Below are 19,428 nucleotides of genomic sequence, written 5' to 3'. Positions count from 1 at the left end.
CCCGGTGGAGGACCACCGGGGCTCGGCCGTGCGTGGCGCGGTCGCGCGGCGTCGTCAGCCGACACGCCGCCGGTACGCGGCGACGGCGAGGCCGTAGCCGACCACCAGGATGCCGACGAGCCAGGCGAGGGCGACCCAGATGTCGCTGCCGACGGGCTGCTCCGCGAACAGGGCGCGGATCGTGTCGACGACGGAGGTCACCGGCTGGTTCTCCGCGAACCAGGCGACCGGGCCGGGCATCGTGTCCGTGGGCACGAACGCCGAGCTGATGAACGGCAGGAAGATCAGCGGGTAGCTGAAGGCGCTGGCGCCGTCGACGGTCTTCGCGGAGAGCCCGGCGAGCACGGCGAGCCAGGTCAGGGCGAGCGTGAACATCGCCAGGATCCCGGCGACGGCCAGCCACGCCCCGAACGAGGCCCCCGTGCGGAAGCCCATGAGGAACGCGACGCCGACGACGATCGCGACCGAGACGAGGTTCGCCACGACCGACGTCAGGACGTGCGCCCACAGGACGCTCGAGCGGGCGATCGGCATGGACTGGAACCGGTCGACGATCCCGCCCTGCAGGTCGAGGAACAGCCGGTACGAGGTGTACGCGACGCCCGACGCGATCGTGATGAGCAGGATGCCGGGCAGCATGTAGTTGATGTACGACTCGTCCGTGCCGAGGTCGATGGCCCCGCCGAAGACGTAGACGAACAGCAGCATGATGGCGATCGGCGTGACCGCCGTCGTGATGATGGTGTCGGGGCTGCGCAGGATGTGGCGCAGGGAGCGGCCGGTGAGGACACCGGTGTCGCTGAGGGCGTGGGTGGTCATCGCGATTCCTTTCCGGTGGTGTCCTCGGTCGCGGAGGTGCCCACGAGGGCGAGGAAGACGTCCTCGAGGGACGGCTGCTTCTCGACGTACTCGACCTCGGCCGGCGGCAGGAGCCGCTTGAGCTCGTCGAGCGTGCCGTTCTGGATGATGGTGCCGCGGTGCAGGATCGCGATGCGGTCCGCGAGCTGCTCCGCCTCGTCGAGGTACTGCGTGGTGAGCAGCACCGTGGTGCCGTGGTCGGCGAGCGACTTGACCGTCTTCCACACGTCGATCCGCGCCTGCGGGTCGAGGCCGGTGGTGGGCTCGTCGAGGAAGACGATCGGCGGGTCGCCGATGAGGCTCATCGCGATGTCGAGCCGACGCCGCATTCCGCCGGAGTACGTCCCCGCGCGGCGGTCGCCGGCGTCGGTGAGCGAGAACCGGGCGAGCAGGTCGTCGGCGATCGTGCCGGCGTCCGGCAGGTGCCGCAGCCGGGCGACGAGCACGAGGTTCTCGCGGCCCGTGAGGACCTCGTCGACGGCCGCGAACTGGCCGGTGAGGCTGATGGACCGGCGCACGTCGCCGGGCTTGGCCGCGACGTCGTACCCGTGCACGGTGGCGGTGCCCGCGTCGGCCTTGAGCAGCGTCGACAGGATGCGCACGAGCGTGGTCTTGCCGGCGCCGTTCGAGCCGAGCAGGGCGAAGATGCTCCCCGGCGCGACGTCGAGGTCGACGCCGCGCAGCACGTGCAGCTCGCCGAACGACTTCTCGACGCCCTGCACCCGGATCGCGGGCTCGGTGGTCTGAGGCGTGGTCATGTCCGTTGCTCCGTTCTTCGGTCGGTTCACGGCCGGCGGACGACGACGTCGCCGAAGCCGGTGCTGGCGTGGATCTCCGCGGTGGCCTCGTCCTCGACCGGCCCCTCGGTGGGGGTCAGCTGGTTGCGGACGGAGCCGTTCTCGGACGAGACGTCGAGGTAGGCGGCGGTGCCCTCGGGCACCCCGACCTCGATGGATCCGAAGGAGGTCGTGAGGGTGACGGCGCCGGACTCGAGGTTGTTGACCCGGATGCCGGCGTGCGCCGACTTGGCCGTGAGGGTGCCGCGCACGCGGCTCACGGCGATGTCGCCGTGCGCCCCGTGCACCTCGAGGGTCCCGGTCACGGAGCCGACGGTCGTGGTGCCGTTCGTCGCACGGATCGTGCCGTCGCCGAGGACCTCGTCGACGAAGACGGACCCCGCGCTGACCTTGACGTCGAGGGAGCCGGTGACGCGGCCCGCGGTCGCGGAGCCGGCGGAGACCTTGAGGTCGAGCCGCTCGACGTCGTCGACGCGGGCGTTCCCGGCCGACAGCGTCATGTCGACGGCGGCGAGCGCGCCCTCGGCGTAGAGCGAGCCGACCTTGCCGCTCAGCGACGAGCCCTCGGGGAGCTCGACCGTGATGTCGGCGGTGCCGGACGCGAACGGGAGCACGTACTGCTTCCACGAGCCGGGGTACGTGATCGAGACGGCGTCGCCGTCGCGGTCGACGCGCACCGACTCCGCGGCGCGGGCGCTGCCGGACTTGGCGTTGGTCGGAAGGACGGTGACGACGACGTCGTCACGCTCCCCGGCGACCACGTGCACGTTGGCGAACGGCACGTCGACCAGGACGGGGACGGGCTGGGGGGCGGGGAAAGTGGGCATGACGGAGCTCCAACAGTGGTGTCGGTGTGGTGTCAGGGGGAGGACGGGGGCGGTGCGGTGCGCGGACGTGCGAAGGAATCAGCGCACCCAGCCGGTGACGCGGCCGGCGCCGCGCTGCTGCGGACGGGCCTGCGCGGCCGGGCGCCCGGTGGACTGCTCGAGCGCGGCGGCGACCGCGCGGACGAGCCACGTGTTCACGGAGACGCCGTCGCGGGCGGCGGCGGTCTCGGCCTGCGTCTTGAGGTGGTCGGGCAGGCGCAGGGTGGTGCGGGTGGTGGCGCCGCCCTCGAGGTCGACGCTCACCGAGAAGCCCGGGCCGGTCGCCTCCAGGGTCGGGGTGGACGGCGGGGCATGCGCCGGCTCGGTCGGCCCGGTCGGTGCGGTGACGACGAACTCGGGGGCACCGCCGCGGAGCCGGATGTCGACCGAGCCGGGGGCCAGCTCGGCGGAGATCTCTCCCGCCGCGTCGGACAGCGCCTCGAGCAGCACCAGCCGGGCGGCGGCGTCGAGCGGGGCGGTCAGGCGGGAGGCCAGCTCCCGCGCCTCGTCCCCGCCGGCGGCGGCTGCGGTGCCGAGCTGCTGCTGCAGCTCGTCGACGTATCTCGTGAGGTCCATGGCTCCACTATGACACCATGATGGTGTCACCACAAGACCTTTGACGTCACTTATGGCGTCAATCTGGCGCCAGATGGTGTCGCGCCATGACGCGGTCCGTGTCGCCGCAGGTCAGACGTGCTGCGCCCCTGGGCCGCCTCCGGCAGGGCGAGGGCGACCGGGCGCAGCTGGGCGACCGTCGTCGTCCGTCACCCGGCCACGACGGCTAGCGTGGCGTCGTGAGCAGACCCCCGCAGGGCCCCGACGACGCCGCGCGCGGCGTGCGCCTGTTCGACGACGTCCGCCCGGAGGAGACGGACCGCGCCTACCTGCCCGGCATGAGCAGCGCGTGGAAGATGCCCTGGTACGACGTGCAGAGCTGGTGGCGGCGCGCCGGACGGCTGCACCGCCGCACCGTCGAGGTGGCCGGCATCCTGCCGGGCCAGCGCGTGCTCGACGTCGGCTGCGGCACCGGCAACCTCGCCCTCACCGTGCTGCGAGCCGTACCGGACGCCGACGTCACCGGCCTCGACCCGGACGGCGCCGCCCTGCGTCGCGCGGCCCGGAAGGCCCGCCGGCGGCGGGTCGGGCGGCGCGGCTCGCTCACGCTGGTGCGCGGCTTCGCCGACCGGCTGCCGGCCGCCGACGCGGGCGTCGACCACGTCCTGTCCTCCCTCGCCCTGCACCACGTGCCCCTGGACGAGAAGCGCCGGTTCGCCGCCGAGCTCGCCCGCGTCCTGCGCCCCGGCGGCACGGTCACGATCGCGGACCTCGACGCGCCCGGGCACGGCGGCGGTCACGGTCACGACAGCGGGCATGACCACGGGCACGGCGGGCACCGGCACCACCGGGAGATCGGGGCGAACCAGCACCGCGACGACAACGCCGACGGCGGGATCCAGCGCCTGCTCACGGACGCGGGGCTCGTGGACGCACGGGAGGTCGCGCGTGCGACGTTCATGGACACCCCCGTGATGTGGGTGCAGGCGCGGCGCCCCTGACACGCGGCGCCCGCGGGCGTCAGGACTTCCCGGCCTCGGCCTCGGCGGCGACGAACTCGGGCGGCGGGGCGAACTGGGAGAGCACGAGTGCGGCGCCGAACGGGTCGCGGATCGTCGCCTCCCGGGTCCACTCGGTGTCCTCGGTCGCGTGCACGACGGCGCCGCCCCGCTCGGCGGCCTCGGCGGCGGCGTCCCGGTCGGCCACCGCGAACACGACCGACCACCGCGCCGGCCCGTCGGCGGGCAGCACCCCTGCGACGACGTCCGAGAACCCCGGCGGGACGAACTCCTGCCGCTCGTGGATGCCGGGGTCCACGGTGCGGGCCAGGTGGTCGCCGTACCCGGGCAACCGCGCCATGCCGGCACCGAGGTCGTCGCTGCGCTCCCAGCCGAGCAGCGGCCCGTAGAACCGCAGCGCGGCATCGACGTCGGGGGTGAGCAGGTTGCTGAAGTTCCAGGTGCCGGGCTCGTTGACGCGCTGCGCCCCGGCGCGGGTGCCGGCCCGCCAGAGCCGGCTGGGCGCGCCCTCCGGGTCGACGATGCGCGCCATCCACCCCGCGGGCTGCCCGGGCGGGCCGACCTGCTGCGGGGGCGAGCTCACCACGCCGCCCAGCTCGGCGACGCGGACCGCGGCGGCCTCGAGGTCGTCCACGGCGAGGTACGTGTGCCACGCCGGCTCGCCGTCGTACCCCGGGTCGGGCGTGGCGACCGCGGCGATCGCCGTCGCGTCGGTGCCGTCCCACGACGCCACGGCGTAGCGCCCGGGCGCACCCGGCGGCAGCTTCTCGGTGAACCGCCATCCGAACAGCGCGCCGTAGAACGCGAGCGCCGCGTCGACGTCGGCGACCTCCAGGTCGATCCAGCTCGGGACCCCGTGCGGGTACGTGTGCTGACTCATCTCCCCAGGCTGCACCGGCCCACCGACACCTCGCCCGACGACGCGGCCGCCACGCTCGTCACACCGCGGGCAGCTCGTCGCCCGCCGACGGGTAGGAGGCCTGCGCGCCGGGAGACCGCACGGCGTACGCGCCGACCCGGGCCGCCGTCCGCGCGGCGTCGACGAGGCCGTCTCCCCGCGCCAGCCCGTGGGCGAGCGCCCCGACGAACGCGTCGCCGGCTCCCGTGGTGTCGACGGCGCGCACCCGCGGCGCCGACACCTCCGTCACGTCGTCGTCCAGCCCCACCAGCGCCCCGCGAGGCCCGAGGGTCAGCACGACCGACCGCACCCCGCGCGCGAGCAGGCCCCGCACCAGCACCTCCTCGCTCTCCTCGGCGGGGACATCCAGCGCCCCGGCCACGAGCCGCGCCTCGTGCTCGTTGAGCACCAGCGGGTCGGCGCGCAGCAGCACGTCCTCGTCGACGTCGAGCACCGGCGCGAGGTTGACGACGAGCCGGCCGCGCGCGGACCGTGCGGCGGCCTCGATGGCCGCCCGGGGGATCTCGCCCTGCAGCACGACGGTCGCGGCACCCCCGACGAGATCGACGTGCGCGCCCACCACGGCCTCGTCGACGGCCGCGTTGGCGCCCGGGACGACGACGATGGAGTTCTCGCCGTCGTCGCTCACGGTGACGATCGCGATGCCGGTGCGGCGCCCGGGGACGACCACCAGGGCGGTGAGGTCGACCCCGGCGGACCGGAGCCCCGCGAGCGCGGCGTCGGCGAACTCGTCGTCGCCCACCGCGCCGACGAACGCGACGTCCGCGCCCAGCCGGGCGGCCGCGACGGCCTGGTTGGCCCCCTTGCCGCCGGACATGACGCGCATGCCGTGCCCGAGGACCGTCTCGCCGGGCGCCGGGTGCGCCGCCACACCGACGAGCAGGTCCGCGTTGGTGGACCCGACGACCACCACCCGGCCGGTCGAGGACGTCACCGCACCCATTCCCGTCACCTCCTGCGCCGTCGTGCGCCGTCATGTCCCGTACGTCCGGGAAACGATGACACACGCCGCGTCCGCCCTCACCCCGCGGCCGACGTTCACGCGCCGTTGAGGCGGGCGTCACCGGCCGGCGCTAGCGTCGGCCGGGTGACCACGCCCACGATGCGACGACGCACCCTCACGGCCGCCACGGCGCTCGCCGTGGCCCTCCCCACCCTCCTCCCCCTCGCCGCGAGCGCCCACGGGCACGACGGCGGGCACCACGGCGGGCACGGTCCCGACCGGTCGTTGCGCGTGGCGACGTACAACCTGTCGCTGAACCGCGCGGCGGAGGGCGAGCTGCAGGCCGACCTGTCCACCGGTGACGACCCGCAGGCCCGCACGGTCGCAGAGGTCATCCAGCGGGCGGACCCGGACGTCGTGCTGCTCAACGAGTTCGACTACGACGCCGCCCACGCGAGCGTGGACCTGTTCCGCGAGAACTACCTCGAGGTGCCGCAGGGCGGCGCCGACCCGGTGCGCTACCGCTACGCGTACACCGCGCCGTCGAACACGGGGATCCCCAGCGGCGTCGACCTCGACAACAGTGGCACGGTGGGCGGCGGCAACGACGCCTTCGGTTTCGGCGAGTTCCCGGGCCAGTACGGCATGGTCGTGCTGTCGAAGCACCCGATCGACACCCGGCACGTGCGCACCTTCCAGCACTTCCTGTGGAAGGACATGCCGGGTGCGCTGCTGCCCGACGACCCCGCCACGCCCGAGCCCGGGGACTGGTACTCCCCCGCGGAGCTCGACGTCGTGCGGCTGTCCAGCAAGTCGCACTGGGACGTGCCCGTCCGCGTGGGCCGCGAGACGGTGCACGTGCTCGCCGCGCACCCCACCCCGCCGACGTTCGACGGGCCGGAGGACCGCAACGGCCGCCGCAACCACGACGAGATCCGGTTCTGGGCCGACTACGTGACGCCCGGGAAGGCTTCGCGCTACGTCTACGACGACGAGGGCGGGCGCGGCGGGCTGAAGCCCGGCGAGCGGTTCGTGATCCTCGGCGACCAGAACGCCGACCCGCTCGACGGCGACTCGGTGGACGCGGCGATCGACCAGCTCCTGGACCACCCGCGGGTCACGGACCCGCGCCCGACGTCGGACGGCGCGGTCGAGGCGTCGGCCCTGCAGGGCGGCGCCAACGCGACGCACCGGGGCGACCCCGCCCTCGACACGGCCGACTTCGCCGACACCGCGCCGGGCAACCTGCGGGCCGACTACGTGCTGCCGTCGAGGGGCCTGCCCGTGCGCGACGCGGGCGTGTTCTGGCCGACGCAGGCCGACCCGCTGTCCCGGCTCACCGGCACCTACCCGTTCCCGTCCAGCGACCACCGCCTGGTGTGGGTGGACCTGCGGGTCGGCTGACCGCGGGCACGGCACCGCGGAGAGCGCGCCACGGGACCGGTGCCGAGGGCATCTCGAATCACCCGCGCTTCACCCCCGCCGCCGGCACCCCGCCGGTGCGAGCGCCCCCGGGCGGTCGCAGGCTCGACAGTGCTGTGCCATCTCACCGTCGAGCCCTGGAGATCCCATGAGACGCGCCCTCACCGCGGCCGCCGCAGCAGCGACGGCGCTGCTGCTCGCCGCGAGCCCCGCCGCCGCCCACGGCGGCAAGCCCGCACCGAAGCCCCCGAAGGTCACCGAGATCGCCTCCGGCCTGGTCACCCCGCTCAGCGCCGCGGTCGGCGCCAAGGGCACCTCGTACGTCACCCAGAACTTCGCCGGCCTGCTCACCGAGGTGGACAAGCGCGGCGACGCCACGGTCCTCTACGCGTCCGCGAACGGCGAGGAGGTGGGCGGCGTCTCCTACCGCGACCGCCTCCTCACGTTCACCGAGACCCTCATCGACGACGAGACGGGTCCCGTCGCGTCGAGCATCAGGACGCTGCGCCTCGACAAGAAGGGCAACCCGACCGGCCCGGCGCGCACGCTCGCGGACGTCCGCGCGTACGAGGACGCGAACAACCCGGACGGCGACGTCACCTACGGGTTCCGCGACGTCGACCAGGCCTGCCTGGACCAGGCACCGCCGGACGGCATCCCGGTCCGGTACGAGGGGATCCAGGACTCGCACCCCTACGCGACCACCCGCGGCCGGGGCACGACCTTCGTCGCCGACGCGGGCATGAACGCGATCCTCTCCGTGAGCGATCGCGGCCGCGTGCGCACCGTCGCGGTGCTGCCCGCGCAGCCGGCCGTCGTCACGGCGGACGCCGCGGCGATGTTCGGCCTGCCGGACTGCGTCGTCGGCGAGACGTACTGGTTCGAGCCCGTCCCCACGGACGTCGAGGTCGGCCCCTGGGGCCAGCTCTACGTCACCACGCTGCCCGGCGGACCGGAGGACGACAGCCTCGGCGCGCGCGCGGCGGTCTACCGCGTGAACCCCTGGTCGGGTTCCGTGCGGAAGGTCGCGGGCGACCTCCTCAGCGCCACGAACCTCGCCGTCTCGCCGTCCGGGGACGTCTACGTCGCGGAGCTGTTCGGCGGGAAGATCACGCAGGTGACCCGCGGCGGGCACAGGACCGTCGTCGAGACCGCGCTGCCTGCCGGCCTCGAGTGGGACCACGGTGACCTCCTGGCCACCACGAACGCGCTGCCCGGCGAGGACGCCCCGCCCGACGGCCACCTCGTGCGCGTCGACCTCTCCCGGTCGCACGGGCACGGGCACGGCCACCACGGCCGCTGACCGTTCCCTCGTCGGGCGCTCGTCCGGCGCGGTTCGCCTCGCGAACAGCGCCGGACGAGCGCCCACAACCATCGAGGGTCAGGGCGTCAGCACCCGGGCCTGCTGCTGGGCGAGGACGCTCAGCTCGGCGGCCTTGAAGGCGTGCTCCTGCGTCATCGCGTTCTCGGTGCGCTCCAGGCAGTCGAGGATGAGCTGCCCGAAGTAGGGGAACCCGACCTGACCGTTCGCGACCAGGTGGTGCTCGCCCTCGCCGTCGACGAGGAACACGTGGCCGCCGCCCTCGCCGGTGCCGACGTTGACGTACTTGCGCAGCTCGATGTACCCCTCGGTGCCGAGGATGATCGTGCGGCCGTCGCCCCACGTGCTCAGGCCGTCCGGCGTGAACCAGTCGACGCGCACGTACCCGGTGGCCCCGTTGTCCATGACGATGCCGGCCTCGCCGAAGTCGTCCAGCTCGGGGTGGTCCGGGTGGTGGTAGTTCGCGACGGCGGCGTGGCTGATCTCCGCGTCCTTCGCGCCCGCGTAGTGCAGCATCTGGTCGAAGTTGTGGCTCCCGATGTCGCACAGGATGCCGCCGTACTTCTCCTTCTCGAAGAACCAGTCCGGGCGTCCGGTGCCGAGACGGTGCGGGCCGAGGCCCATCACCTGGAGCACGCGGCCGATCGCCCCGCGGTCGATCAGCTGCTCGGCCAGCACGGCGGCCTCGACGTGGATCCGCTCGGAGTAGTAGACGGCGTACTTCTGGCCGGTGCGGGCCGTGGCCTCGCGCGCGGCGGCGAGCTGGTCGAGCGTCGTCAGGGGCGCCTTGTCGGTGAAGTAGTCCTTGCCCGCCTCGATGACCCGCAGGCCGAGCGGCGCCCGCTCGGACGTCACCGCGGCGCCCGCCACGAGGCGCACCTCGGCGTCGTCGAGGATCTCGGCCTCGCTGCGCGCCACCCGCACGTCGGGGAACTTGCTGCGCATCACCTCGACCTTGGCCGGGTCGGGGTCGTACACCCACTTCAGGGTGCCGCCGGCGCCCGCGAGGCCCTCGCACATGCCGAACACGTGGCCGTGGTCGAGGCTGGTCGCCGCGAAGACGAACTCCCCCGGCTCGACGACGGGCGCGGGCACGGGCTCCGGCGCGTAGGCGGCGCCGCTCGCGGTGCTCGCCGCGCTGATCGGAGTGCTGATCGGAGTGCCCGCGCTCATGCCTTCGCCCCCACCGTGATCGCGCCCGGCAGCTCGCCCACCGACGCCGTCTTCTCGAAGAACCGCGGCGCCCTCTCCAGGAGGGTGCCGGTGCGGTAGTAGGGGTCGTCGGGCGACAGCGGCAGGTCCACGGTGCGGCGCTCGATGCCCGCCTCGTAGATGGCCGTGACCAGCTCGATGGCGCGACGGCCGGCCTCGCCGTCGACGGCCGGACGACGGCGCTCGCGCACGGCGCCGAGCATGTCGGCGATCTGCCCGGCGTGGCCGGTGTGCTCCAGCGGCCGGTGCGCCGCCGCGACGGCCTCGATCTGCGCGACCCGCTCCGTGTCGTCCTCGTCGGCGGGGAAGCCATTCGGGTTGGCCAGGTTCGCCTCGACCTTCCACGGCTGCGAGACGCGCGCGTTCCGGCCCTGCACGACGATCGCCTGCTCCTCGCCGTGGCTCACCACGGAGGCGGTGACCTCGGCGAGCGCGCGGTCGTACTGCAGCACGCTCACCGACAGGTCCTCGACCTCGGCGTTCTCGTGCGCGGCGTTGGTGAGCACCGACGTGACGGCCTTCGGCGAGCCGAGCATCCACAGGGTCATGTCGAGGTGGTGGATGGCGTGGTTGAGCGTGCAGCCGCCGCCCTCGCGCTCCCAGGTGCCGCGCCACCACAGGTCGTAGTACTCGGTGCCGCGCCACCAGGCGGAGCTGACCTGGGCGTGCGTGACCGGGCCCGCGAGGCCGGAGTCGAGCACCTCCTTGAGGGTCGCGATGTCGTCGCGGAACCGGTTCTGCGCGACGACGGACAGCAGGCGCCCGTTGTCCTGCGCGGCGGCGATCATCGCGTCGCACTCCTCGAGCGACGGCGCCATCGGCTTCTCGACGAGCACGTCGACGCCGGCCTCCAGGGCCTGGATCGTCAGGGCGGCGTGGGTGGACGGCGGCGTCGCGACGCTGACGAGGTCGAGGCTCTGCTCGGCGGCGAGCATCTCGGCGGCGTCGGTGTAGACGCGGGCGCCGTCGAGCCCGAGCTCCGCGCGCAGGGCCTCGGCGCGGCCGGGGGCGGGGTCGCACAGCGCGACGATCGCGCACTCCTCCGCGAAGCGTTGGTAGCCGTCGATGTGCGCCCGGGCGATGCCGCCCGTGCCGACGATCCCGATGGTGAGCATGGTTCCTCCGATGGAACGAGCTGGCTGACGGTCCGGCATGATACGTATCATGCGACGGTGATCAGAGTGGCCGCCGCGCTGCGGCCCTGTCAAGGCGAGAGGTGAGGGAGGTCATACTGTGGCGGTGCCGAACCCACCGACCAGCCGCGACGTCGCGCGCCTCGCCGGGGTGTCCCAGGCGACGGTGTCCTACGCGCTCACCGGGCGCGGCACCATCTCGGCGGCCACCCGCGCACGGGTGCTCCAGGTGGCCGAGTCGGTCGGCTACCGGCCCAACCTCGCCGCGCGGTCCATGCGCACCCGGCGGTCCGGCCGGCTCGCCGTGGTGACCGGCGCGAGCCTGGACCACCAGGTCAGGCTGCTCACCGGCGCCGGGGAGGTGGCCGAGGCGGCGGGGTACGTGATGGAGACCCACACCGTCGACGGCACCCTCGAGGAACGCACCGGTCGCGTCCGGGACCTCGCCGAGGGCGGCCAGTACGAGGGCGTCCTCACCCTCGTCCCCGTGCTGCCCGAGGCGCTCGCGGACCCGTCCGGCTCCGCGAGCCCGGGAGGGGGCGCGCCCGTCGTCGCCGAGGCCACCTTCGACGAGCAGATGCGCAGCCTCGGCAATCTCGCCGACGCGAGCACCGTCGAGGTGCTGGTCGGGGCGCTCGTGGCCGCCGGGTACCGCCGGTTCGTGCACGTCGCGGGCCCCGACCACTACGCCTCGGCCCGCGCCCGCCGCGACGTGTACCTGGCGTCCGTCGCCCGGGCCGCCGCGGACCCGGCCACGGCCGACGTGGTGTCCCTCGGCGTCATCGGCGGCTCCTGGTCGGGCGACGACGCGCGTCGCGCCGTCGCCGAGATCCCCGCGGACGCGCCGCCCGTCGCCGTCATCGCCGGGAACGACTACCTGGCCGCGGGCGTGGTGCGCGGCGCCGCCGAGCGCGGTTGGTCGGTGCCCGAGGACCTCGTCGTCACCGGCTGGGACAACTTCGCGATGGGGGCGCTGATGATGCCGTCGCTCACCACCGTCGACGTCGACTTCCCCGAGGCCGGCCGCACCGCGATGCGCCGGCTGGTCGCGACCGTCCGGGGCGAGCCCCGTCCGGCGCCCGGCGCGCCGATCCACCGCATCGTGTGGCGCGAGTCCACCGGCGGCGACCCGACCAGCCCGGCCTCGACGTAGCGATTCCTCGCCGTCGCCCGACGGGACGAGGACCAACCGCGACGTCGGCAGCCGCCGCCCGCCTACCCTGGGCGCGTGACCCACCCCCGCACCCTCCCGCCGTTCGCCTCCGACAACTACGCGCCCGTGCACCCGGACGTCCTCGCCGCCGTCGCCGCGGCGAATGACGGGTACGCCGTCGCGTACGGGGACGACTCGTGGACGGCGCGCCTCGACGCCCGCGTGCGCGAGGTGTTCGGCGCCGGGGCTCTCGCGTTCCCGGTGCTGAACGGCACGGGCGCGAACGTCGTGTCGCTCACCGCGCTGTCGCCGCGCTGGGGCGGCGTCGTGGTGTCCGACGTCGCGCACGTGAACACCGACGAGAACGGCGCGCCCGAGCGGGTCGGCGGCCTCAAGCTGCTCGCCTGCCCGTCCGTGGACGGGCGGATCACGCCCGACGACGTCGCGCGCTGGGCCGGGCAGCGCGACGACGTGCACCGCGCCCACCCCGCCGTGCTGTCCCTCACGCAGTCCACCGAGCTCGGCACGGTCTACCCGCTCGACGACCTGCGGGCGCTGACCCACGTCGCGCACGACCTGGGCATGGCGGTGCACGTGGACGGGTCGCGGCTGGCCAACGCGGCGGCGAGCCTGGGCTGCTCGCTGCGGGCGCTCACCACCGACGCCGGAATCGACGTCGTCTCCCTCGGCGCCGCGAAGAACGGCGGCATGCTCGGCGAGGCCGTGCTCGTGCTCGGGCCCGACGACGCCCCGGACGCCGCGTCCGCCCGCGCCCGGGAGGCGGCCGCGGCGGCCGTGCCGTTCCTGCGCAAGGCGACGATGCAGCTCGCGTCCAAGACGCGGTTCGTCTCCGCGCAGCTCCTCGCGCTGCTCGGGGACCCGGACGACGCGGCGGGGGACGAGGAGCCGCTGTGGCACCGCAACGCCGCGCACGCGAACGCGATGGCCGCGCGGCTGCGCGCGGGGCTCGAGGCGCTGGCCGGATCCGACGACGAGGGCGTGCGCGTCACCCGCCCCACCGAGGCGAACGCCGTCTTCGCCACGCTCCCCCGCCCCGCCGCCGACCGGCTGCGCGCCGTCGCCCGCTTCTACGACTGGGCCGACGGCGAGACTCCCGACCGCGTCGAGGTGCGGCTCATGTGCGCCTGGGACACCGCGCCGGGGACGGTCGACGCGTTCGTCGCGGCGGCCGCCGACGCCCTCGCCTGATCAGCGCGACGCCGCGGCAGCGGTCAGGTCGGGGGCCGTGGCGTCGTAGTCCTCGAGGTTCCGCAGCCTCCGCACGGGGCTGAGGCCCACGATGACGGGCCCGAGCAGCAGCACGAACGCGGAGCCGAGCAGCACGGCCCGGCTGCCCACGTGCGCGGCGAGCACGCCGGCCGCGAGCGACCCGAGCGGGATCATGCTCCAGGAGACGAACCGCACGGTCGCCATCACCCGCGAGAGCAGCTCGGGCGGGCTGGCCACCTGCCGGTAGGTGCGCGTCACGACGCTCCCCGGCACCACGGAGGCCCCGAACACCATCGTGCCGACGGCGAAGCAGAGCCACCCGGCGGCGCCGGCGCCCAGCGGGACCAGCAGCGCGCCGGCGAACCCGAACAGCCCGTCGAGGAGCAGCACCCGCGCGGACCCGAAGCGCCGCACGAGCCACGGCGTGGCGGCCGCCGCGAGCAGCGACCCCACGCCGTCGGCGGCGAGCAGCACGCCCACCATCGCGGGCGGGGCGTCGAGGTCGCGCACCAGGTAGAGCGCGAACAGCCCGGCCTGCACGCCGCACACGAGGTTGACGACGCAGGCCCACCAGGTGGCGGGCGCGATCACCGGGTGCCGCACCACGAACCGCCAGCCCTCCGCGATCATCTGCCCCATCCCGGGCCGCGCCTCCCCGTCCCCGAGGGCGGGCTCGCGACGCTCGGGCAGCCGCCGCAGCAGCAGGGCCGACACGACGTACGACGCGGCGTCGACCAGCAGCGCGGGCACGGCGCCGACGGCCTGCACCAGGAGGCCCGCCACCGACGGCCCGCCGAGCTGTGTGGCGGCCTGCGTGCCCGAGACGAGGCTGTTGCGGCTGGTCAGCTCGTGCTTCGGCACCACGGTCGGCAGGAAGGTCGTGTTGGCGGTGAAGAAGAACACCTCGGCGACGTTCACCGCGAGCGCCGCCAGCACCAGGTGGACCAGCGAGAGCTCCCCGAGCCACCAGACCAGCGGGACGGCGAGGATCGCGGCGGCGCGCGCCAGGTCGGCCGCCACCTGCGTGGCGCGCAGCGGCAGCCGGTGCACGATCGCGCCGGCGGGCAGGCCGAGCACCACCCAGGCGAGGTACGACGACGCGGCCAGCAGGCCCGTCTCGACGGGACCGGCGTCGAGCACGGTCACCGCAGCGAGCGGCAGCGCGACGGTCGTGACGGCGGTGCCGACGCCGCTGGTGGTGCTCGCGGCCCAGTAGGTCCAGAACGGCCGTGCACTCGTGGCCACCGGGCCACCTCCTCGTCGACGAGACTCCGCGGTGCCCGCCGGGAACAGGCAGGGTCGCGTCGTCGTTGGTAAGTTCCAAATTGGAACTTACCCCATGGCGCGGGATGGACGCACACCCCGGCCCGGCGAGAGGATGTGCCCCATGCGCCGCGAGGACCTTGCCGACAGCTCGTGCGGCATCGCGCAGTCCCTCGGCGTCGTCGGCGACTGGCAGAGCCTGCTGATCGTGCGCGAGGCGGCCGCCGGCGTCACCCGGTTCGAGGGCTTCGACCGCGAGCTCGGGCTGTCCCGCCGCGCGCTCACCGAGCGGCTCGGCGGGCTCGTCGAGCACGGCGTGCTGGAGAAGGTGCCGTACTCCGAGCGCCCGCCACGCCACGACTACCGGCTCACCGCCCGGGGCGAGGGCCTGCTGCCCGTGCTGCTCGCGCTGCAGGAGTGGGGCACGCGGTTCGTCCTGGGCGACGGCGAGGTCAGCGGCGCGCTGGGCGACGGCGACCTCGCGCGGGCGCGCGCGCTCGAGGGCACGCACGTGCCCGACGTCGCGCTCGCGGCGCACGACGGCTCCACCGTGCGGCTCGTGGACCCTGACCGGTGGACCGCGCTGTTCTTCTTCCCCGGCGCGTACGCCCCCGGCACCCACGGCTACCCGCCGCGCTGGGGCGAGGTGCCCGGCACCGCCGGCTGCACGCTCGAGTGCGTCACCTACGGCCGCCTGCACGCCGACCTCGAGGCCGCCGGCGCGCGGGTGCTCGGTGTGAGCACGCAGCACCCCGAGCAGCAGGCCGCGTTCGCCGCCCACGCCGAGCTGCCCTACCTGCTCGCGTCGGACCAGGACGGGCTGGCCGCGTCCGCCCTGCGGCTGCCCGTGTTCCGCGCCGGCGGCTCCGACCGGCTCAAGCGCGTCACGCTCCTGGTGGACCCGTCCGGCGTCGTCCGGCACGTGCAGGCGCCGGTGACCGACCCCGCCCAGTCGGTCGACGACGTGCTCGCCCTCGTGCGCGAGCTCGCGGCCACGACGCCGTCGGGGACGGCGGCGGCGAGGGCCCGGCGTTAGGGTCGGAACCAACCGGAGCCGGCGGAAGGAACCCCCACCATGACCACCCCCACCAGCCCCACCAGCACGCCGGAGCACCGCTACCCGCACGTGGCCGAGGCGTCGATCCACGTGACCCAGCCGCCCGAGCGGGTGTGGGCCGAGCTCATGCACCCGGGCGCGCGCTGGATGCTCGGCGCGAACATCGAGACGGACTTCCGGCCGGGCAGCCCCATCACGTTCGAGGGCCACTTCTTCGGCCGCCAGTTCGCCGACAAGGGCGTGGTGATCGCCGTCGAGCGTCCGCGCCTGCTGCACTTCACCCATTTCTCGCCCCTGGCCGAGCTCGCGGACGTCGAGGACAACTACCACGAGATTCGCATTGCGCTCGAACCGGACGAGACGGGTACGGTCGTGTCCGTGAGGCAGGAGAACATCGACACGGCCCAGCACGCGACGAACTCGCAGGCGCACTGGCAGGACGCGCTCGCGACCCTCGCCCACCGCGACGGTGCACCTGCCCGACGCGCGTGACCCGCGGTCGGCCCGCACGGGCCGCCGCCGCCTCGCTCGCCACGACGCTCGCCGTCGTCCTGCTCGCCGCGTGCTCCGGCGCGGACAGCGAACCGTCGCCCGGCCCGGCATCCTCCGCTGCGGAGGGCTCGGGGTCGAGCTCACCCCGCCCGTCCCCGAGCCCGACGACCGCGTCCCCGAGCCCGGCGGCGTCCCCCACCCCCGGGCCCACCGGCACCCCGACGCCCGACGACGTGCTCGCGGGCTGGACCCTCGAGCAGAAGGTGGGCCAGCTGCTCATGGTCGGGGTGTCGGTGAGCGACCCGGCCGCCGTGAGCGCCGAGTCGGTCCGCGACAAGCACGTGGGCAACGTGTTCCTGCACGGCCGCAGCAAGGCCGGTGTGGAGGCGACCCGCGAGCTGGTCGACGAGTACACCGGCCTCGTGTCCCGCCGCTCGACGCATGGCACGCCGCTGCTGGTGGCCACCGACCAGGAGGGCGGCCTCGTCCAGGTGCTGCAGGGCCCAGGCTTCTCCGAGATCCCGAAGGCCACCGAGCAGGCCACGTGGAAGCCCGCCACGTTGCAGGACCGCGCCGAGGGCTGGGGCGACGAGCTCGCCGCCGCGGGCGTCAACCTCAACCTGGCGCCCGTGATGGACCTGGTCGACGAGGACGACGCCGCGGACAACCCGCCCATCGGCTACTTCGGCCGGAACTACGGCGACACGCCGAGGTCCGTGGTGCGCTCCGCGAACGCGTTCGGCGCGGGCCAGCGGGCCGCCGGCGTCGAGCCCGTGATCAAGCACTTCCCGGGCCTCGGCCGCGTCACGCAGAACACCGACACCGACTCGCGGGTGACGGACGACGTCACCACCCGCGACGACGCGTCCGTGCGCGTCTTCGCCCGGGGGATCGAGGCGGGCGCGCGCTACGTGATGATGTCGAGCGCCGTCTACGACCGCATCGACCCGGACGAGCCCGCCGTGTTCTCCCCCGTCGTCGTGGAGGACGTCCTGCGCGGCGACCTGGGGTTCGACGGCGTCGTGATGACCGACGACGTGTCGGCCGCCGCCCAGGTGCAGGACCGCTCGCCCGGCGAGCGGGCGGTGGACGCCGTCGACGCCGGCGTGGACCTGGTGCTCGCGTCCGCGGACCCGTCCGTCGCGCCCGCGATGGCGGACGCCCTGGTCGCGAAGGCCCGCAAGGACCCGGACTTCGCGGAGAAGGTCGACGCCTCCGCCCGCCGGGTGCTGGCCGCCAAGGCCGCCACCCTCCCGCCGAGGTAGTACCGGATCCCGCGAGGTAGTAGGCCATCCGGCGAGGTACTACCTCGCCGGATCAGGTTCTACCTCGGTGGGCTGCGCCGACGGCGAACCTCGTTGACCGGGGCAGCCGCACGGGTCTTGGCTGACGGCATGAGCACCTCGCCCTCGCTGGACCCGGAAGAGCTCCACCAGGTCGCGTCGTCGTTCGGCGTCGACGCCGCCGCCTACGACCGCGCGCGCCCGCGCTACCCCGACGCGCTGATCGCGGCGGTCGCGGACGCCGCGCGCGACGGCGCCGCGGGCCCGACGCCGCGGGTGCTCGACGTCGGCGTGGGCACGGGGATCGTGGCGCGCCAGCTGCGCGCGGCCGGCTGCGCCGTGCTCGGGGTGGACGTCGACGAGCGCATGGCGGAGGTCGCGCGGGGCGACGGCACCGACGGCATCGACGTCGAGGTCGCACGGTTCGAGGAGTGGGACCCGGCAGGCCGGACGTTCGACGCCGTGACCGCCGGGCAGACGTGGCACTGGGTGGACCCGGACGCCGGCGCGACCCGGGCCGCCGACGTCCTGCGCCCGGGCGGCGCGCTCACGGTGTTCTGGAACGCGGGCGACCCGCCGCCCGACCTGGCCGCCGCGTTCGCCGAGGTCTACCGCGACGTGCTCCCCGGCTCGCCGCTCGCCGCCACGAGCACCGCGTCGGCGGAGACCGCCTACCGGCAGATGATGGACACCGCGGCCGACGGCATGCGGCGGACGGGCCGGTTCGCGGAGCCGCACGAGCGCCGCGACACCTGGGAGCGCACGTACACCCGCGACGAGTGGCTCGCCCTGGTGCCCACCACAGGCGTCGCCACGCGGCTGCCGGCCGCCCGGCTCGACGCCCTGCTCGCGGGGCTCGGCGCCGCGATCGACGCCGCCGGCGGCAGCTTCGTGCAGCAGGGGTTCACGCTCGCGGTCGGCGCCGTGCGCGCCTGACCTCGCGCGGCGGGAGCCGCGCCGGGCGAGGATCGAGCATGGCCCGCACCGCCGGCGACGTCCTCGACGCCGCGATCCGCGCCCACGCGGAGACGATCCTGCGCGGGCACGACGACGTGCGGACGGCCGCGGCCCGGGCACCGGGCGCGCCGGACGACGCGCCCGTCGCGGTGCACGACGCCCGCGTGGCGGTCCGGCGGCTGCGCGCCACGCTCCGAGTCTTCCGGGACGGCACGGCCCCTGAGCCGGGCACGGTCGAGGCCCTCACCTGGTGGGTGCGCACCCTCGGCGCGGCGCGCGACGCGGAGGTGCGGCGGGCCGGCCTGGCGGAGCTCGCCGCCGGCCTCGAGCGACCCTCGCCCGAGGTGCACGCGGGCCTGGCGACGCTCGACGGCGCGCTGGCCGCGTCCGACGCCGTCGCCCGGGCGGAGGTGGCGACGGCGCTGGCGTCGGCCCGCTGCCGGGACCTCATCGCGGGGCTCGGCGCGCTCGCCACGGCGCCACCGCTGACCGACCGGGCCGGGGAGGTCGCGGCGACCACCCTGCGTCCCGCCGTCGTGCGCGAGCTGGAGCGGGTGCGGCGGCGCGGCGGGCCGGTCGCCGCCTGGCGGGGTCCGGGGACGGGCGACCGGCCGCCGCCCGACGTCGTGCACCGCCTGCGGAAGGCCGCCCGCAGGGCGCGCTACGCCGCCGAGGTGCTCGCGACGTCCGGCGACCGCGCCACCGACCGCTGGGCCGACGACGTGGTCGCACGCCACCGCGAGCTGCAGGACCTGCTGGGCACCGTGCACGACGCCGACGTGCTGCGCGCGACCCTGGCGGCGCTGCGAGAGCCGCGCACCGCCGCGGCGGTCGACGCGTGCGCGCGGCTCGGCGACGAGCGCGCGGCGCGGGCCCTCGCCGCCGCGGCCGCCGCTCTCCGCTGAGCCGGAAACGCCTTCGAGCACGCGATCCGTCGCGCCATCAGGT

Annotated in this window: 19 protein-coding genes; 10 read left to right on the top strand and 9 right to left on the bottom strand. The window is 75.0% G+C overall.

Going from position 1 to position 19,428, the window contains the following annotated elements:
• Positions 1–54: 54 nt before the first annotated feature.
• From ACFQ8T_RS19700 to ACFQ8T_RS19685, 4 genes are all read right to left on the bottom strand, one after another.
• The gene (locus ACFQ8T_RS19700; protein WP_430548168.1) at positions 55–819 is read right to left on the bottom strand and encodes an ABC transporter permease; all 765 of its coding nucleotides are present in this window, start codon (positions 817–819) and stop codon (positions 55–57) included.
• Entirely contained in the window at positions 816–1,616 is an 801-nt protein-coding gene (locus ACFQ8T_RS19695) for an ABC transporter ATP-binding protein (protein WP_430548167.1), read from the bottom strand. The genes ACFQ8T_RS19700 and ACFQ8T_RS19695 overlap by 4 nt, the downstream gene beginning before the upstream one ends.
• Before the next feature lie 26 nt (positions 1,617–1,642).
• Positions 1,643–2,482, bottom strand: coding sequence for a DUF4097 domain-containing protein (locus ACFQ8T_RS19690; protein ID WP_430548166.1), 840 nt, complete (start codon positions 2,480–2,482; stop codon positions 1,643–1,645).
• Between the two features lie 78 nt (positions 2,483–2,560).
• A complete protein-coding gene (locus tag ACFQ8T_RS19685; protein ID WP_430548165.1) occupies positions 2,561–3,097 on the bottom strand; it encodes a histidine kinase in 537 nt (178 codons plus the stop codon).
• 218 nt (positions 3,098–3,315) lie between these two features.
• On the opposite strand from ACFQ8T_RS19685, the gene ACFQ8T_RS19680 reads away from it, so the two are divergent.
• Entirely contained in the window at positions 3,316–4,077 is a 762-nt protein-coding gene (locus ACFQ8T_RS19680) for a class I SAM-dependent methyltransferase (RefSeq protein ID WP_430548164.1), read from the top strand.
• A 19-nt stretch (positions 4,078–4,096) separates the two neighbouring features.
• Here the strand turns inward: ACFQ8T_RS19680 and ACFQ8T_RS19675 are convergent, their stop codons facing one another.
• Together ACFQ8T_RS19675 and ACFQ8T_RS19670 are read right to left on the bottom strand one after the other, a co-directional pair.
• Entirely contained in the window at positions 4,097–4,975 is an 879-nt protein-coding gene (locus ACFQ8T_RS19675) for a VOC family protein (RefSeq protein ID WP_430548163.1), read from the bottom strand.
• A gap of 58 nt (positions 4,976–5,033) precedes the next feature.
• Entirely contained in the window at positions 5,034–5,957 is a 924-nt protein-coding gene (locus ACFQ8T_RS19670; protein WP_430548162.1) for a ribokinase, read from the bottom strand.
• Between the two features lie 159 nt (positions 5,958–6,116).
• On the opposite strand from ACFQ8T_RS19670, the gene ACFQ8T_RS19665 reads away from it, so the two are divergent.
• Entirely contained in the window at positions 6,117–7,361 is a 1,245-nt protein-coding gene (locus tag ACFQ8T_RS19665; protein ID WP_430548218.1) for an endonuclease/exonuclease/phosphatase family protein, read from the top strand.
• Between the two features lie 166 nt (positions 7,362–7,527).
• Positions 7,528–8,682 carry a ScyD/ScyE family protein gene (locus ACFQ8T_RS19660; RefSeq protein WP_430548161.1) on the top strand — a complete coding sequence of 385 codons (1,155 nt, stop codon included), beginning with the start codon at positions 7,528–7,530 and terminating at the stop codon, positions 8,680–8,682.
• A gap of 78 nt (positions 8,683–8,760) precedes the next feature.
• Here ACFQ8T_RS19660 and ACFQ8T_RS19655 read toward each other — a convergent pair whose 3' ends face one another.
• Together ACFQ8T_RS19655 and ACFQ8T_RS19650 are read right to left on the bottom strand one after the other, a co-directional pair.
• Entirely contained in the window at positions 8,761–9,873 is a 1,113-nt protein-coding gene (locus ACFQ8T_RS19655) for a Gfo/Idh/MocA family protein (RefSeq protein WP_430548160.1), read from the bottom strand.
• Positions 9,870–11,027 (bottom strand): Gfo/Idh/MocA family protein, encoded by a 1,158-nt coding sequence (locus ACFQ8T_RS19650; RefSeq protein WP_430548159.1) that lies wholly within the window; start codon positions 11,025–11,027, stop codon positions 9,870–9,872. The genes ACFQ8T_RS19655 and ACFQ8T_RS19650 overlap by 4 nt, the downstream gene beginning before the upstream one ends.
• Positions 11,028–11,151: 124 nt before the next feature.
• Here ACFQ8T_RS19650 and ACFQ8T_RS19645 point away from each other — a divergent pair, with 124 nt between their 5' ends.
• Positions 11,152–12,198: a LacI family DNA-binding transcriptional regulator gene (locus ACFQ8T_RS19645; protein WP_430548158.1), complete on the top strand. Its 1,047-nt coding sequence runs from the start codon at positions 11,152–11,154 to the stop codon at positions 12,196–12,198.
• 75 nt (positions 12,199–12,273) lie between these two features.
• On the top strand, positions 12,274–13,407 hold the full coding sequence (locus ACFQ8T_RS19640) for a threonine aldolase family protein (RefSeq protein WP_430548157.1): 1,134 nt from the start codon (positions 12,274–12,276) through the stop codon (positions 13,405–13,407).
• Here ACFQ8T_RS19640 and ACFQ8T_RS19635 read toward each other — a convergent pair whose 3' ends face one another.
• Positions 13,408–14,673, bottom strand: coding sequence for an MFS transporter (locus ACFQ8T_RS19635; protein WP_430548156.1), 1,266 nt, complete (start codon positions 14,671–14,673; stop codon positions 13,408–13,410). It abuts the gene before it with no gap.
• A 142-nt stretch (positions 14,674–14,815) separates the two neighbouring features.
• Between ACFQ8T_RS19635 and ACFQ8T_RS19630 the strand changes: the two genes are divergently transcribed.
• From ACFQ8T_RS19630 to ACFQ8T_RS19610, 5 genes are all read left to right on the top strand, one after another.
• Positions 14,816–15,727 carry a winged helix-turn-helix transcriptional regulator gene (locus tag ACFQ8T_RS19630; protein WP_430548155.1) on the top strand — a complete coding sequence of 304 codons (912 nt, stop codon included), beginning with the start codon at positions 14,816–14,818 and terminating at the stop codon, positions 15,725–15,727.
• A 39-nt stretch (positions 15,728–15,766) separates the two neighbouring features.
• Positions 15,767–16,240, top strand: coding sequence for an SRPBCC family protein (locus ACFQ8T_RS19625; protein WP_430548154.1), 474 nt, complete (start codon positions 15,767–15,769; stop codon positions 16,238–16,240).
• Positions 16,237–17,505 carry a glycoside hydrolase family 3 N-terminal domain-containing protein gene (locus ACFQ8T_RS19620; protein ID WP_430548153.1) on the top strand — a complete coding sequence of 423 codons (1,269 nt, stop codon included), beginning with the start codon at positions 16,237–16,239 and terminating at the stop codon, positions 17,503–17,505. The genes ACFQ8T_RS19625 and ACFQ8T_RS19620 overlap by 4 nt, the downstream gene beginning before the upstream one ends.
• Before the next feature lie 129 nt (positions 17,506–17,634).
• Positions 17,635–18,459 (top strand): class I SAM-dependent methyltransferase, encoded by an 825-nt coding sequence (locus ACFQ8T_RS19615; RefSeq protein ID WP_430548152.1) that lies wholly within the window; start codon positions 17,635–17,637, stop codon positions 18,457–18,459.
• Between the two features lie 38 nt (positions 18,460–18,497).
• Positions 18,498–19,385 (top strand): CHAD domain-containing protein, encoded by an 888-nt coding sequence (locus ACFQ8T_RS19610; protein WP_430548151.1) that lies wholly within the window; start codon positions 18,498–18,500, stop codon positions 19,383–19,385.
• The last annotated feature ends 43 nt before the right edge of the window (positions 19,386–19,428 follow it).

It is taken from the genome of Isoptericola sp. NPDC056618, from assembly GCF_042792715.1.
Lineage (GTDB): Bacteria > Actinomycetota > Actinomycetes > Actinomycetales > Cellulomonadaceae > Isoptericola > Isoptericola nanjingensis.
The sequence above is the reverse complement of the archived record's forward strand: the minus strand, read 5'-3'. Positions and strand labels throughout refer to the sequence as shown.

Excerpts from the sequence above, each read along its gene's own strand:
- ACFQ8T_RS19700 (WP_430548168.1), bottom strand. The coding sequence starts at position 819 with ATGACCACCCACGCCCTCAGCGACACCGGTGTCCTCACCGGCCGCTCC.
- ACFQ8T_RS19695 (WP_430548167.1), bottom strand. The coding sequence starts at position 1,616 with ATGACCACGCCTCAGACCACCGAGCCCGCGATCCGGGTGCAGGGCGTC.
- ACFQ8T_RS19690 (WP_430548166.1), bottom strand. The coding sequence starts at position 2,482 with ATGCCCACTTTCCCCGCCCCCCAGCCCGTCCCCGTCCTGGTCGACGTG.
- ACFQ8T_RS19685 (WP_430548165.1), bottom strand. The coding sequence starts at position 3,097 with ATGGACCTCACGAGATACGTCGACGAGCTGCAGCAGCAGCTCGGCACC.
- ACFQ8T_RS19675 (WP_430548163.1), bottom strand. The coding sequence starts at position 4,975 with ATGAGTCAGCACACGTACCCGCACGGGGTCCCGAGCTGGATCGACCTG.
- ACFQ8T_RS19670 (WP_430548162.1), bottom strand. The coding sequence starts at position 5,957 with ATGGGTGCGGTGACGTCCTCGACCGGCCGGGTGGTGGTCGTCGGGTCC.
- ACFQ8T_RS19665 (WP_430548218.1), top strand. The coding sequence starts at position 6,117 with ATGCGACGACGCACCCTCACGGCCGCCACGGCGCTCGCCGTGGCCCTC.
- ACFQ8T_RS19660 (WP_430548161.1), top strand. The coding sequence starts at position 7,528 with ATGAGACGCGCCCTCACCGCGGCCGCCGCAGCAGCGACGGCGCTGCTG.
- ACFQ8T_RS19655 (WP_430548160.1), bottom strand. The coding sequence starts at position 9,873 with ATGAGCGCGGGCACTCCGATCAGCACTCCGATCAGCGCGGCGAGCACC.
- ACFQ8T_RS19650 (WP_430548159.1), bottom strand. The coding sequence starts at position 11,027 with ATGCTCACCATCGGGATCGTCGGCACGGGCGGCATCGCCCGGGCGCAC.
- ACFQ8T_RS19630 (WP_430548155.1), top strand. The coding sequence starts at position 14,816 with ATGCGCCGCGAGGACCTTGCCGACAGCTCGTGCGGCATCGCGCAGTCC.
- ACFQ8T_RS19625 (WP_430548154.1), top strand. The coding sequence starts at position 15,767 with ATGACCACCCCCACCAGCCCCACCAGCACGCCGGAGCACCGCTACCCG.
- ACFQ8T_RS19615 (WP_430548152.1), top strand. The coding sequence starts at position 17,635 with ATGAGCACCTCGCCCTCGCTGGACCCGGAAGAGCTCCACCAGGTCGCG.
- ACFQ8T_RS19610 (WP_430548151.1), top strand. The coding sequence starts at position 18,498 with ATGGCCCGCACCGCCGGCGACGTCCTCGACGCCGCGATCCGCGCCCAC.